We start from the raw sequence: 14,565 nt of genomic DNA on the forward strand, positions 1-14,565 counted from the left end.
ATTCTTTATCCCTTCCCTCGTGTAGAAGGGGATTTTATAGTAGAATGAAACACAATAAATTTTATTATACAATTATATCGATGAAAGTTTCCTTTATTAGCATTGTCAGCATGAAATGAATGTCTTTTCATGCTATTATGGTAAAGGTTATGCACTAAATTATGAGGTGAAAATAGAATGTGCGGATTTATAGGTTATATTAATGGAACAAATGTGATTGATCATCATCAAACAATTGAAAATATGATGAATACAATTATTCACCGCGGGCCAGATAGTGGTGGTATTCATAGTGACGATACAGTAACGTTAGGATTCAGACGATTAAGTATTATTGATTTATCGGATGTAGCGAATCAACCACTATATAGTGAAGACGGCAATATTGTGCTTGTATTTAATGGAGAAATTTTTAATTTCCAAGAGCTACGTGCAGATCTGATTGAAAAAGGACATACCTTTAAAACGCAATCAGATAGTGAAGTTATTATTTATGGTTATGTAGAATACGGTGTAGATTTTGTGAAAAAGCTACGTGGTATGTTTGCTTTCTGTATTTGGGATAAAAAGAATGATTTACAATTCATTGCTCGTGATGGCTTTGGCATTAAACCATTGTATTACTCTGAACATACAACAGACGGTACGTTTATTTTTGGTTCTGAAATTAAATCATTTTTACCACATCCTTCATTTATTAAAGAATTAAATAAAAAGGCATTACGTCCTTATTTAACATTCCAATATTCTTCGATGGATGAGACCTTCTTTAAAGGGGTCTTTAAATTACCACCAGCACACTATATGCTTATTCAAAATGGCAAAAAGCAAATTGTGCAATATTGGGATAAAAAATTCCATGCAAAAGAAGCTTCCATTGAAAAATACATTGAAGAAATTCGTACAACTGTTAAAGAATCAGTAGAGGCACATAAAATCAGTGATGTAAAAGTTGGTTCTTTCTTATCGGGGGGTATTGACTCAAGTTATATTACTTCATTATTGCGTCCCGATAAATCATTCTCAGTTGGGTTTGCTGATTATGAAGATATGTTTAATGAAACGAACCTCGCAAAAGATTTATCGGATACACTAAATATTCAAAATGAACGTAAATATATTACAGCAGACGAGTGCTTTGAAGCTCTTCCGAAAATCCAATGGCATATGGATGAGCCGCAATCGAATCCTTCTTCTGTACCACTGTACTTCCTTTCAGAGCTAGCCTCTAAAGATGTAACAGTTGTCCTATCAGGTGAAGGAGCGGATGAAATTTTTGGTGGCTACTCTTGGTATCAAAACTCAGGAAGAATGCAAAAATATGAAAAACTTCCATGGGGTGTTCGTAAAACGTTACGGGGAATAGCAGAAGCTCTACCTAAAAGCCAATATACTAACTTCCTCATTAAAGGTGGTCAAACGGTAGAAGAACGCTTTATAGGAGAAGCAGTAGTTTGGGATGAAGTAGATGCGATTAATGTTTTAAAGCCTGACTATAAAAATGCACCATCTGTAAAATCGATTACAAAACGTATTTATGACGAAGTACCAGGCGAAGATGATGTGACGAAAATGCAATACTTAGATTTAAATCTTTGGATGCCAGGAGATATTTTATTAAAAGCTGACAAGATGAGTATGGCGCATTCGATTGAATTACGTGTACCATTCTTAGATAAAGAAGTTATGGAATTAGCTAAAAATATTCCATCTCAATATCGTGTCAACGACATTGATACAAAATATGTTCTACGCCAAGCTGCACATCAAGAATTACCAGAAGAATGGGCAAAACGTCCAAAGTTAGGCTTCCCAGTGCCAATTCGCCACTGGTTGCGTGAAGAGAAATACTACAATATGGTAAAAGAAATGTTTACAACTGACTTTGCCAATGAATTCTTTGATACAAAACAATTGGTTGGCTATCTAGATGAACACTATGAAGGAAAAGCAAACCGTGGCCGTTATATTTGGACAGCCTATGTATTCCTAGTATGGTATAAAAAGTTCTTTGTGGACATGTAATAATGAAATGAGCTTTAATCGGTGGGGTTTTTGTAATCCTCACCGATTATTTTCAGGTCTTTTTTCATCAAGTATACTTTTAAATGAACTTTTTGTTGTTTTTATGCGTCTCATTTCCTATAAATATGTTAAGATTACAGTTGGTTTACTTATGAAACATACATGCTATAGCGCTTGTATGTTGTTACTTCAAAAAATAATAAAAAGATTTATAGGTCAGCTTTTGAGTATTTCTATAATATTGATTTTACAATGAATGGATGGGTATGATGTCCAATTTAATGAAAGGTACTGCGATATTAACATTGGGGATGTTTTTATCGAAGGTGCTCGGATTAATTTATATTTTCCCGTTTTATGCAATTGTTGGAGAGAAAAATATCGCGCTCTATCAGTATGCATACATCCCTTATTCTATTATGCTGGCAATTGCCATTTCAGGTGCGCCCATTGCCGTCTCTAAATTTGTTTCTAAATACAATGCAATGGGGGACTATCAATCAGGTCGTAAACTGATGAAATCGGGCATAATCATTATGATGATGACCGGTTTTGCAGCATTTATTGCACTCTTCTTCCTTGCTACGCCTATTGCGGGATTGGTTATTAAGAGTGAAGAACAAGTTTTTACAGTAGATCAGATTGCATCGGTTATAAGATGGGTTAGTTTTGCCTTAATCGTTGTACCATTTATGAGTCTTTGGCGAGGTTTCTTCCAAGGCTATGACAAAATGGAGCCTACCGCTGTATCACAATTAGTGGAGCAAATTGTGCGAATTGTCGTGTTACTAGGTGGTTCCTTTATCGTGGTTGTTGTGTTCAAAGGTAAACCTGAGACAGCCATTTCCTTTGCCGTATTTGCAGCCTTTATCGGAGCAATTGGTGGCTTAGGTGTTCTATATTATTATTGGAAAAAATATCAGCCTGAATTTAACTTACTACGCAGTCAAAGTGTAACCTCTACACAGCTGCCAATGTCCAATATTTATAAAGAAGTTATTACCTACTCCATACCAATGGTGTTTGTAGGTGTAGCCAATCCACTATTCCAATTAGTCGATATGCTTACTTTTAACGGGGCCATGACATCTATTGGCTTGGCTGAGGTGACAGATACCTATTTATCGATGATTAACTTTATGACACATAAGGTAGTTATCATTCCTGTCATGCTAGCAACAGGTTTTTCGATGGCACTTGTCCCAACCATTACAAAATATTACACACAGGGTGAATATTTATCCTTGCGTCATGCGATGGATAAAACCTATCAAATTTTAATCTTCATTACATTGCCAGCAGTGGTTGGTATTTCTCTGTTAGCAAATGAGATTTACTTTATGCTTTATTCCGAAAGTGAAATGGGTGCGATGATTTTAGCCCATTATGCACCTGTGGCCATTTTATTTGCGTTATTCCAAGTCACAGCAGCCCTATTACAGGGAATTGATTTTCAAAAATGGATTGTTTTCAGCTTATTATCAGGTATTTTCGTTAAGCTAGCGTTAAATATCCCATTAATTCGTTTGTTGGAGGCAGATGGTGCAATTGTAGCAACTGCTATCGGGTATAGTGTATCAATTCTTATTAATATACTTGTGCTACGTAAAACATTAAATTATCGATCAGAAATGGTCGTTCGGCGAGTCCTGTTAATTGCATTATTGACGATGGCAATGGCAATCAGTGTGTTGATTGTGCATAAGCTACTAGAATTACTAATGGGTCCTGTCGATAGTAAATTCTCTGCATTACTGTTCTCAGTTATTTGTGCAGTTGCTGGAGTGGCTGTCTACGGCTTCTTGTCACTTCGTATAGGTTTAGCACAGAAGCTATTAGGTGAACGGTTGACTCGTATTATGAGCAAGCTGGGAATGAAATAGGAGTGGTAAGATGCGTTTAGATAAATTACTTGCAAATATGGGGTATGGCTCGCGCAAGGAAGTTAAGCAGCTATTAAAGCAAAAAGCTGTCACAGTAGACGGTGCTTCTGTCAAGGATGCTGCCATGCATGTAGATCCAGAACAGCAAAATGTATCCGTCTATGGAGAGCGTGTCATTTATACGGAGTTTGTCTATTTTATGATGAATAAACCACCAGGTGTTATTTCTGCAACAGAAGATTTAAGAGATGAAACAGTTATTGACTTACTGGAGCCAGTAGACCAGCATTTTCAACCTTTTCCGGTTGGCCGACTCGATAAAGATACAGAAGGCTTACTGGTATTAACGAATGATGGCATATTAGCTCATAATTTATTGTCTCCTAAAAAACATGTGCCAAAGGTTTATTACGCACATATTGAAGGTGTTGTAACGGAAGAGGACGTAGAGAAGTTTGCGAATGGTTTGGAGCTAGATGACGGGTATATGACAAAGCCTGGAAAGCTTGTCATTCTCAAATCTGCACCACAATCTGAGATTGAGTTAACCATTCAGGAGGGCAAGTTTCATCAGGTGAAGCGAATGTTCGAGGCTGTAGGGAAACGCGTAACCTATTTAAAACGTATATCTATGGGGAATCTAAAGTTAGACGATCAACTGGAGCTAGGTGAATATCGTGAGCTAACTGTAGAAGAATTAGACTGCTTACAAAATAACCCTTAACATGTTCCTCGGTGCTGACTTAGCATCGGGGATTTTTATATACAGCCTTATAACCGTAACTGTATAATATGTAATGTGTTATCTTAATATAGTGAAGAAACGTATCATTCTCTAAGATATTTCCAAAAAATGATGGTGAAAATAAGTAGAGGGCGGGCCAATAAATGAAGAACCTGCGAATTAAATTATTACTATCTTTAATAGCTTTTGCAGTCATACTTGTTGCTGTGATTTCGTATGTAAATAGGCAAATATTAGCTGACGATATAGAAGAACAAGTAGCCAGAAATAGAGTGTTAATAGAAAATCATATTCTTACAGATATGCGAGCTGTAGATAATGCGCACTTATATTTTGATGCAAATATGTCAGACGAAATGGAGCAGGAACTTAGAGCTTTAAAAAACTATTATCGTGAGAACCCTAATGTTGCTACATGGGATTTACAACAATTGAAAAATAAACATGATATGGATATATACATATTAGATCAGACTAATACAGTGTTATACACAACATTTGATAAAGATATAGGTTTCAATTTTTCTAAGTGCTGTCAACGTTTTTCCGCCTTATTGGATGAACGGCGTGCGAGTGGAGAATTTTTCACAGACGGAATAGACATTTCCACAACGACAGGAGAATACCGAAAATTTGCCTACCTTGCGACACATGATAAGAAATATCTACTTGAACTAAGTATAGACTTATTGAAAAACCCAGTCTTTCAAACCTTTAACTTTGAAAAAACTTCAGAATATTTGGTAGCGAAATATGTTGATTTAGTAGAAGTGCAAACGATTAGTGCTGGTGGGGTTTTCTTTAATGATTCAAAATCGAAGCGGATAACCGTTCAAGAACAAACCGAACAGTTTCAGAAATATTTTGAGCTAGCAAGGAAGAAGATGCAGCCTGTCGAGTATCAAGAAGCATTTAATCAGGGTTATATGGAAACGCATCTTTTTTTACCATATGAAGCAGAGACGGTCAGAGGGGAGTCTTCCCACAGAATTGTTTATGTGAAGTATGCTAATTTCACAAAAATGGAAGCGCTTCAAAAAAACACAAAACAGTTTTGGGTTTTATTAACCATTGCTTTAGTAACTGCCTTTGTCATGCTGTTAGTTATCAATAAAATACTCTCTAAAACAATCCATCTCGCCACTTTTGATCCGTTAACAGGTGTCTATAATCGAGCGACCTATATTCGAAAAATGGATAGCTTACTAAAGAAACGAAAATTAAATAGACCTGGACTATTGTTAATCGATTTGGATAATTTTAAACAAGTAAATGATCAATTTGGCCATGCGGAAGGCGATCAGATCCTAATTGGAACAGCCAAAATCCTAAAAAAAGTAGTGAAAAAAGACGGATTTGTCGTAAGATTTGGTGGCGATGAATTTGCCATGGTTTTGTACGATACAACAGAGCATCATATGCAGCAGGTAGCAGATGCTATCTTGACGCAAATAAGGACTCTCAAATTGGAAGATCATGCCATTCAAAAATGGTCCGTTCTATCAGTGAGTATGGGGGGGGCTATCTATCATCATCCCGAAGATTCAGAAATGAGCTTATTTGAACGAGCAGATCGAGCACTCTATCAATCGAAAAATGCTGGTAAAGACCAATATTCTAGCTTTGTCGAAGTGGCAGAGGTCGAAGATACCAAGATTTAAAAAAACGCCCCATACTATAGATAGCAAGGTGAGCTATTTTATAGATATGGAGCGTTTTTTAATGTGTTGATGTTTTAGATCGATAAAAGATACAGCTACATAATACAAGAATGGCAATAATTGCAAACATGGCACCCATATAGTGCGTTAATAGCCAACCTCCAATAATGGGTCCGATAAAGCCCCCTAAATTTTTAAATTGTGCAGCGCCAAGGTAGGTCGCTTTTTGGGTGTCAGGCGCAATTTCATCAATCATGACATTCATTGTAGGGAAGGCAAAGATTTCGCCAATTGTAAAAATAATCATCGCGATGATATAGAGTGTATAGTTGCTAGAGAACCCAAACATAAATAGTCCGATAGCAAAAAACAGAATACCGACTAATAGAGTGGCGGAGGATGAAAATCGTTCAGACACAATACTAATAGGCAATTGTAATAATAAGACGACCGCTGCATTGAGTGAAATCAATAGGGAATACAATTTTGTCCCATTTTCAACGGTTAATTCAATAACTTGTGGTAATGTCGAATCAAATTGAGAGTAGCCAATATTGATAAGGATTGCTCCAAAAATAAAGCTAAGTAACACACGATTTGTTAAAAGGATTGTGAAGGTATGCAATATTTTTGTTTGAGTTATAGCTTTTTGTTGTTGCATTTGATAACGATTTAACACGAAAAATAAAAATACGGCGTAAATTATATACATAATACCTGTTAGCATAAAAGGTATACTTGGACTTGCTAACTGAGAGATATAGACGCCTATTATTGGACCAATGACTGCGGCAATATTAATGGCCGTGTAACGTAATGAAAAAAGTCTTTTCCGTTTATCAGCAGGTGTAAAATCAATCATTAATGCCTGAGTGGAAGGTTCAAAAAATGAGCGACAAAGACCATTCAAGGCGTTGAATAGAATAAATAACCAAACCGTATGGACAGTGGCAAAGCCAAAGAATACGAGGCTCCACACTATAATCGTTATTAGAATGACACTTTTCCTTCCAAAACGATCCGTTAAATATCCACCGAAAAACCCGCCAACAGTGGAAATAAGGGGTGCAATACCAATTGTCAATCCAATTTGTAAAGGAGTGGCTTCAATTTCATTATGTAAATAAATAGCTAAAAAAGGCATTGCCATAAAGCTTGCAATCCGTGTGAAAACTGTTCCACCTAAAATAATCCAAACTAATGGATGAAACAAATTTGACAGTTTCATATAAAGCCCTCCTCTCAACAATTTAGAATGTTTCGAGTTTAACGGATTGTTAAGCAACTGTAAATAGTCAAAATAATCTCTAGAGATACACGTCAGTGAAATAAACTAAATGACTGAACGAGCTACACTTCATTTAAAAGAGAAAAATGAGACAGAGCTACTACGTAGAAGACCGTTCAATTTGTTAGCTTATTTCCCTGCCGATTCAATACAATAAAAATTATCTAATAATCTTCTAACAACAAAAAAAGAATGACCCCGACGAAAGGTCATTCTTTTCCATACACAATGCTTTACGCATTCTACGTAAAACTAAGACGTCAATTTTACTTTTTTCTTCGTCGTTGTCCATCTGCCTCGACTTGGACTCGTCACCAAATCGTTAAAGGCTAACACGTTCAAATCTCTTTGAACGGTGCGAGGAGTGATACTAAACTCTTCGACTAAATCCTGTGTAGACACGGTTCCTTTGTCTAAAATAAACATGTACACGTCTTTAATACGATTAAGCATTCGATCAGTAGTTGGTTTCATTAAATGAACCACTCCTTCATCTTAATTCTCTTGGCAAAGACTAGCGGACGACAATATGTGCGGAGTGCACTTAGGCTATTAAGTAGCTGCCTTAGACATCCCCTTTTCTAATTTTTATGTCAGAACAATTATTCTGATAACTTCATTATATAGAAAAACTACATGATTTTCTAGTGAATGCAAGAGAAATTTACAATAGAAACATAAAATTTTCACTGTATTTTGTGGGAATACGTGAAAAACATGCTATATGTGGTAGTGTCAGTAGAAGTTACTGAAAATAGTTGTCAGAAAGAGGATTGTCATATATGTTGTAAGGTGTAGAATAATGTTACTACTTGAAGGAGGTACATGGTATGGATTGGTTACAGGCTGCAAAAGAAAGGCAAGATGAATTAGTACAAGAGTTACAGGAGCTTGTGCAAATTAATAGTGTTCTTGATGAGGATACGAAAACTACTGAGGTACCTTTTGGTAAAGGTCCACTTCAAGCGCTTGAATGGTTACTTGCGAAAGGCCAAAAAGAAGGGTTACTAACGAAAAATGTTGATAACTATGCTGGACATATAGAAATGGGTACAGGTGAAGAATTATTAGGTATTTTATGTCATGTTGATGTTGTTCCAGTTGGAGATGAAGCTGATTGGACATACCCGCCATTTAGCGGTACTGTAGCTGATGGTAGGCTGTATGCACGTGGTGCAATTGATGATAAAGGCCCTACAGTTGCGGCATGGATGGCCATGAAGCTTGTCAAGGATGCAGGTATTCAATTAGATAAAAGAGTGCGAATGATTATTGGTACAGATGAAGAAACAGGGTTCCGCTGTGTCGACCACTATTTCAAACAGGAGGAAATGCCGTCAATCGGTTTTGCCCCCGATGCAGATTTCCCGCTCATTAATGCTGAGAAAGGCATTGCAGAGCTTGTGTTCTCTCAAAATAAAGTAGGTGATGCAACGAAAGAACAACTACTATTATTTAATGCAGGAAAGCGTCCAAATATGGTACCAGATTTGGCAGAAGCCTCAATTCAGCATGCCTCAGCGGAATTCGAACAGAATTTTCAAACATTCTTAAGCAAAAATCAGCTAGATGGCTCTTTATTAATGGAGGACTCTCGCTATATAATAACTATCAAAGGTAAAGCAGCCCATGCAATGGAACCAGAAAAAGGAATCAATGCAGCTGTTTATCTTGCTGCGTTTTTACAACAAGAGTTGACGACTGAGTCAAGTAAGCAATTTGTCGACTTTATCGCAGATGTTTTTTATCAGGATCATTATGGCCATCAGCTTGAGTTGCAATTCGAGGATGCGATGTCTGGTCAGACAACATTAAATCCAGGCATTGTTAGCTATGATGTCAGTAAAGGTGGCAGTTTAGTGATTAGTATGCGCTATTCTGTGTCCTATCCATTCGATGAAAAAATTACGGAGGCTCAACGTTTAGTTGTAAAAAGAGGATTTTCATTAGATATTCAAGACGACTCCAAGCCCCATTATGTCAGTGCAGATGATCCATTTATCCAAACATTAGCGGCTATTTATAGACGTCAATCAGGAGATACAGAAACACCGTTATTATCTACAGGTGGTGGGACGTATGCACGTGTGCTGAAAAAAGGCGTGGCCTTTGGCATGCTATTCCCTGGGGAGCAGGATGTGGCGCATCGGGCGGATGAGTTTGTAGTGATTGAAAATCTTGTAAAAGCAGCGGCTATTTATGCGGAAGCAATTGTTGAGCTTGCGGGAAAAAAATAACATAAAGACGAAAAGGATGAACGGAAAATGGCATATTCATTATGGAATGATCAAATTGTTGAAGAAGGATCTATTGCAATCTCACCAGAAGACAGAGGTTATCAGTTTGGTGACGGTATTTATGAAGTAATTAAAGTTTATAACGGAAATATGTTTACAGCACAAGAGCACATTGATCGTTTCTATGCGAGCGCCGAAAAAATTCGCCTTGTTATCCCTTATACAAAAGATGTTTTACACAAGTTACTACATGAGCTAATTGAAAAGAATAATCTAGAAACAGGACATGTTTATTTTCAAATCACTCGTGGGGCTAATTCACGTAATCACGTTTTCCCGGATGCAAGTATTCCTGCTGTATTAACTGGAAATGTAAAAGCGGGTGAACGTGCATATGAAAACTTTGAAAAAGGTGTTAAAGCCACTTTTGTTGAGGATATTCGTTGGTTGCGTTGTGACATTAAATCTTTAAACTTGCTTGGTGCAGTATTAGCAAAACAAGAAGCTGCGGAGAAAGGTTGTTATGAAGCGATCTTACATCGCGGAGATATCGTGACAGAATGCTCTTCAGCTAATGTTTACGGAATTAAAGATGGAAAACTTTATACACATCCAGCTAATAATTTCATCTTAAATGGTATTACACGTCAAGTCATTTTAAAATGTGCGGAAGAAATTAATTTACCAGTAATCGAAGAGCCAATGACGAAAGCTGATTTACTAACAATGGATGAAATCATTGTGTCGTCTGTATCTTCTGAGGTTACGCCAGTCATTGATGTGGACGGCAATCAAATTGGGGCTGGAGTTCCCGGTGAATGGACTCGTCAATTACAGCAATCATTTGAAGCGAAATTACCACTTTCAATGAATACCAAATAAAAGAACCTTGTAGAGAACTATCTGTATGGATAGTTCTCTTTATTTATGGGTGTAATGTTGGGTCTCGTCATGTAAAATAAAAAGGATAGTAGAATAATCTTACAGATTGAAATTTGTAGAGCAAATGTCGATGTAATGAATACATAAGAATGCATAGACTCTTTTTTACAAAAGGGATCGAGAAAAAAGAGAACTAAAGAGATGGTAAGTAAGAATGGAGTGACCTTTACATGGCACAATTAGTAAAAATACAAGATTATATTTCTCGCTATCAAATTGACTTAGCAAGATATCCTACACAATTTGTACGCTTGAAGAAAAGCCAATGGGACCGTATTAAGCGTCAATGGGAATTGGGCGAAGATATAAGCGAATGGCAACATATTGATAATGAGACAGAAGCGGATACTTTAGAGGAAAAAGAGCGATTTTCCTTCATAAAAAAAATATTTACTGGACGACAAAAAGAAACAGAAGATGTTGAAGATATCGAAATATCAAACGAACTCATAAGTAGTGAGGATACTATTCCAGAAGAAGAAACAACACTAACATTTGAACCTAAGATTGTGTATGCTCCACAATCCATCCATGAACTGAAGCGTATGTTTATTGATCAATTCTTCCATTTCCAAATGAAATGGGCTAGCTCAACATTACGTGAAAAATCATATGTAGATCCTCGCTTCATGCGTGATTCGTTACTACGTACTTTATTACAAACATTACCAGATAATTTTTTGTTGTTTTATTATCCTATCCTACAAATCAGAAAAGCACCGATTGAGCTTGATGTCGTATTAATGTCTCCGACGGAGTGTATTTGTATTACCGTTTTAGAAGCAGAAAATCAAGCTGTATATGTTGGTGGCAGTGATCGCTTTTGGATGAAAAAAGTAGGAACAAAGGACTTAAAAGTTTTGAATCCAACGATAAACTTAGCACGTATGGAGTCGGTACTATCCCAATTATTTAAAGAAGAAAACATAGATATGCCCATTCGTAAAGTTGTACTAACGCGGAATGGTTATTTTGATTATCCGGGTTCACCGTATGGGGTTCGTTTTGTTGATCGCCGTAATTACGGAGAATGGATGGAGCATTTGCGAAAGGTTTCTTCTCCAATGAAGCATATGCAAATACGTGCGGCTCAAACAATTTTAAATACTGTACAAACCACTTCGTTTAATCGAGATATTTGGCAGCAAGCATCACAAACAACAGAGGACTAAGTATGCAGATTCTATTTATTGTCAATGAAGCTGCCGGGAACGGAAAAGGGAAGAAAGTTTGGACTCAACTTCAAAAGCACCTAACGATAGACTATCAAGTGACTTTTACGGAATATGAAGGACATGGACGAGAGATTGCCAAACAATGGGTATTACAACAGCTGAATCGAAAGTTACTTATAGTTGTTGGTGGAGATGGTACCATCCATGAGGTGTTTAGTGCTGTTCTACATAATGAATTGTTAGTACTGGGTGTGGTTCGTGCTGGCTCTGGTAATGATTTTGCTCGCTCGTTTCCTACATTTTACAATGCTCAGCAAATCGAGGACTATGTAATGGCTTCTACCATGGCATTTACACAAATAGATGCAGGGAACATTCAGCTCAGCGATAGCTGGGATGAATTCTTTGTCAATAATGCTGGCATTGGTTTTGATGCATATGTCACAAAATCGATTAATACATCTCGCCTTAAATTTTACCTCAATAAATTAGGATTGGGTAAGCTATCGTATGCTGTTGCTGTCATTAGAGGCTTATTTAGCTTTAAATGTTTTAACGTCACCATACGTTCTGATCATCAAGAGTGGCAATTCCAACGAGCATGGTTTGTCGCCATGTGCAATCAGCCTTATTTCGGCGGAGGTATGAAAATATCACCAGCCGCAAAAGCAGATGATGGCCGAATGGACATTACAATTGTCCATGATATTTCTCGTCTAAAATTATTACTTATTTTTGTTACTGTTTTTTTTGAAAGGCATACGAAGTTTAAAGAAATCACATTTTTACAAGGACAACATTTCGATATTATCGTGAATGATGATCACAAGGTTGATTGTCATATGGATGGTAATTATAGCGGACGTGTCCATCAGGGTACTACCATCCACTGTACAGTGCAACAGAAGGCATGGAACATTACGACAAAGAGTTCTTAAATAATATCATTGCGCAATAATTTTATGCGAATGTAAGAGGAATACGTTATACTATAAAAAATCAATAATTTTATAAGAAAGAAATGAGGAACAACAGTGAGATTAAGAAACAAGCCTTGGGCAGAGGAAATGATTACAAATCATCCAGAGGTAATCGTTCCGAATCCTGAAGACTTTAAAGGAAATTGGCAGGTTGTTTTCGGAAATAACAACCCCATTCATATTGAAGTTGGTACTGGGAAGGGACAGTTTGTTACGGGAATGGCTTTGCAAAATCCAGATATTAATTATATTGGGATCGAACTTTATGATAGTGTAATCGTTTGTGCATTAGAGAAAGTTCTAGAAGCAAAATCTCCAGCGAATTTACGTTTACTTAAAGTAAATGGCGCGGATTTAAATAAATTCTTTAATAAAAATGATGTAGCACGTGTGTATTTGAATTTCTCAGATCCTTGGCCAAAAACACGTCATGCCAAAAGACGTTTGACGCATGGGGATTTTTTGAAATTATATGAGTCGATTTTGGTGGATAATGGGGAAATCCATTTTAAAACGGATAACCGTGGTTTGTTTGAATTTTCGTTAATCAGTATATCTGAATATGGTATGTTATTAAAGTATGTATCACTCGACCTACATGCAAACATGCCAGAGGATAATGTGATGACTGAATATGAGCAGAAATTCTCTGCGAAAGGACAGCCGATTTACCGCTTAGAGTCGCAATTTATCACTAAATTGTAGGGGGAATATGGATGGATCAGTTACAGTTTCACAATATGTCATTATCATGGCTTAACGGGGGTGTTACGTGTCTAGATGGTGGTGCGATGTTTGGAGTTGTCCCAAAACCACTTTGGTCGCGCAAATATCCAGTCAACGAAAAAAATCAAATTGAATTACCAACGGAACCAATTCTTGTTCAATATGAGGGCAGAAACTATCTTATTGATACGGGTGTTGGCTTTAACAAATTAAATGAAAAACAGCTAAGAAACTTTGGTGTAACAGAAGAATCTTCGTTAGCGGATAGTTTACAAGAGCTTGGTTTAACGACAGCAGATATCCATGCGGTGCTAATGACACATTTACATTTTGATCATGCTGGTGGTTTAACTCAGTGGCAAGATGATGTGCTTGTGCCTACTTTCCCAAACGCTAAAATTTTCGTAACAAAAATTGAATGGGACGAGATGCGTAACCCAAATATTCGCTCCAAAAATACGTACTGGAAAGAAAATTGGGAGCCTGTACAGCACTTAGTTGAAACCTATGAAGGTACGTTGGAAGTAGCTCCAGGAATTGAAATGATTCATACAGGTGGTCATAGTGAAGGTCATGCTGTAATCAAACTTACTCAACAAGGTGAAGTACTTTTGCATATGGCAGACATTATGCCTACACATGCTCATCAAAATCCATTATGGGTTTTAGCTTATGATGACTATCCAATGACTAGTGTTTTTGCGAAAGAACGTCTTATGAAAGAAGCTCTTGCCAATAACTATGGCTTTATTTTCTACCATGATGCCTATTATCGTATGATTAAATGGGATGAAACGGGGAAAGAAATCAAGGCTAAGCTCGAACGTAGTAGACAAGCTGTTATTACATTCTAACAATGACGAGGTAGTTGACATGAAAATGTCGATACCTCGCTTTTTTGTT

At 36.9% G+C, this 14,565-nt stretch carries 12 protein-coding genes; 10 read left to right on the forward strand and 2 right to left on the reverse strand.

The genetic code is table 11. The annotated features are described in order from the left end of the window. Positions 1-177: 177 nt before the first annotated feature. The 4 genes from asnB to ACOZBY_RS05360 all read left to right on the forward strand — a co-directional run bounded on the left by asnB (position 178) and on the right by ACOZBY_RS05360 (position 6,314). Positions 178-2,025, forward strand: coding sequence for an asparagine synthase (glutamine-hydrolyzing) (gene asnB / locus ACOZBY_RS05345; protein ID WP_012295715.1), 1,848 nt, complete (start codon positions 178-180; stop codon positions 2,023-2,025). Between the two features lie 269 nt (positions 2,026-2,294). Further along, positions 2,295-3,908: a putative polysaccharide biosynthesis protein gene (locus ACOZBY_RS05350; RefSeq protein ID WP_422762172.1), complete on the forward strand. Its 1,614-nt coding sequence runs from the start codon at positions 2,295-2,297 to the stop codon at positions 3,906-3,908. A gap of 10 nt (positions 3,909-3,918) precedes the next feature. Further along, the gene (locus ACOZBY_RS05355) at positions 3,919-4,632 is read left to right on the forward strand and encodes a pseudouridine synthase (protein WP_422761703.1); all 714 of its coding nucleotides are present in this window, start codon (positions 3,919-3,921) and stop codon (positions 4,630-4,632) included. Positions 4,633-4,796: 164 nt separating this feature from the next. Further along, positions 4,797-6,314 (forward strand): GGDEF domain-containing protein, encoded by a 1,518-nt coding sequence (locus tag ACOZBY_RS05360; RefSeq protein ID WP_422761705.1) that lies wholly within the window; start codon positions 4,797-4,799, stop codon positions 6,312-6,314. Between the two features lie 58 nt (positions 6,315-6,372). Here the strand turns inward: ACOZBY_RS05360 and ACOZBY_RS05365 are convergent, their stop codons facing one another. After that, positions 6,373-7,542 (reverse strand): MDR family MFS transporter, encoded by a 1,170-nt coding sequence (locus ACOZBY_RS05365; protein WP_422761707.1) that lies wholly within the window; start codon positions 7,540-7,542, stop codon positions 6,373-6,375. 312 nt (positions 7,543-7,854) lie between these two features. Beyond that, positions 7,855-8,076, reverse strand: coding sequence for a DeoR family transcriptional regulator (locus ACOZBY_RS05370; protein ID WP_004226074.1), 222 nt, complete (start codon positions 8,074-8,076; stop codon positions 7,855-7,857). Positions 8,077-8,432: 356 nt separating this feature from the next. On the opposite strand from ACOZBY_RS05370, the gene pepV reads away from it, so the two are divergent. The 6 genes from pepV to ACOZBY_RS05400 all read left to right on the forward strand — a co-directional run bounded on the left by pepV (position 8,433) and on the right by ACOZBY_RS05400 (position 14,516). After that, positions 8,433-9,839, forward strand: coding sequence for a dipeptidase PepV (gene pepV, locus ACOZBY_RS05375; RefSeq protein WP_422761710.1), 1,407 nt, complete (start codon positions 8,433-8,435; stop codon positions 9,837-9,839). A gap of 27 nt (positions 9,840-9,866) precedes the next feature. Beyond that, positions 9,867-10,721: a D-amino-acid transaminase gene (gene dat / locus ACOZBY_RS05380; protein ID WP_012295709.1), complete on the forward strand. Its 855-nt coding sequence runs from the start codon at positions 9,867-9,869 to the stop codon at positions 10,719-10,721. A 230-nt stretch (positions 10,722-10,951) separates the two neighbouring features. After that, the gene (locus tag ACOZBY_RS05385) at positions 10,952-11,953 is read left to right on the forward strand and encodes a nuclease-related domain-containing protein (protein ID WP_012295708.1); all 1,002 of its coding nucleotides are present in this window, start codon (positions 10,952-10,954) and stop codon (positions 11,951-11,953) included. A 2-nt stretch (positions 11,954-11,955) separates the two neighbouring features. Further along, a complete protein-coding gene (locus ACOZBY_RS05390; RefSeq protein ID WP_422761713.1) occupies positions 11,956-12,894 on the forward strand; it encodes a diacylglycerol/lipid kinase family protein in 939 nt (312 codons plus the stop codon). 96 nt (positions 12,895-12,990) lie between these two features. Next, positions 12,991-13,641 (forward strand): tRNA (guanosine(46)-N7)-methyltransferase TrmB, encoded by a 651-nt coding sequence (trmB, locus tag ACOZBY_RS05395; RefSeq protein WP_012295706.1) that lies wholly within the window; start codon positions 12,991-12,993, stop codon positions 13,639-13,641. 11 nt (positions 13,642-13,652) lie between these two features. Continuing rightward, entirely contained in the window at positions 13,653-14,516 is an 864-nt protein-coding gene (locus ACOZBY_RS05400) for a YtnP family quorum-quenching lactonase (protein WP_031418585.1), read from the forward strand. Positions 14,517-14,565: the final 49 nt, after the last annotated feature.

Source organism: Lysinibacillus sp. NPDC056220 (genome assembly GCF_049315265.1).
GTDB classification, from domain to species: Bacteria; Bacillota; Bacilli; order Bacillales_A; family Planococcaceae; genus Lysinibacillus; species Lysinibacillus pinottii.

Bases quoted from the DNA above. Each gene is read 5' to 3' on its own strand.
- asnB (WP_012295715.1), top strand. From the start codon at position 178: ATGTGCGGATTTATAGGTTATATTAATGGAACAAATGTGATTGATCAT.
- ACOZBY_RS05350 (WP_422762172.1), top strand. From the start codon at position 2,295: ATGTCCAATTTAATGAAAGGTACTGCGATATTAACATTGGGGATGTTT.
- ACOZBY_RS05355 (WP_422761703.1), top strand. From the start codon at position 3,919: ATGCGTTTAGATAAATTACTTGCAAATATGGGGTATGGCTCGCGCAAG.
- ACOZBY_RS05360 (WP_422761705.1), top strand. From the start codon at position 4,797: ATGAAGAACCTGCGAATTAAATTATTACTATCTTTAATAGCTTTTGCA.
- ACOZBY_RS05365 (WP_422761707.1), bottom strand. From the start codon at position 7,542: ATGAAACTGTCAAATTTGTTTCATCCATTAGTTTGGATTATTTTAGGT.
- ACOZBY_RS05370 (WP_004226074.1), bottom strand. From the start codon at position 8,076: ATGAAACCAACTACTGATCGAATGCTTAATCGTATTAAAGACGTGTAC.
- pepV (WP_422761710.1), top strand. From the start codon at position 8,433: ATGGATTGGTTACAGGCTGCAAAAGAAAGGCAAGATGAATTAGTACAA.
- dat (WP_012295709.1), top strand. From the start codon at position 9,867: ATGGCATATTCATTATGGAATGATCAAATTGTTGAAGAAGGATCTATT.
- ACOZBY_RS05385 (WP_012295708.1), top strand. From the start codon at position 10,952: ATGGCACAATTAGTAAAAATACAAGATTATATTTCTCGCTATCAAATT.
- ACOZBY_RS05390 (WP_422761713.1), top strand. From the start codon at position 11,956: ATGCAGATTCTATTTATTGTCAATGAAGCTGCCGGGAACGGAAAAGGG.
- ACOZBY_RS05400 (WP_031418585.1), top strand. From the start codon at position 13,653: ATGGATCAGTTACAGTTTCACAATATGTCATTATCATGGCTTAACGGG.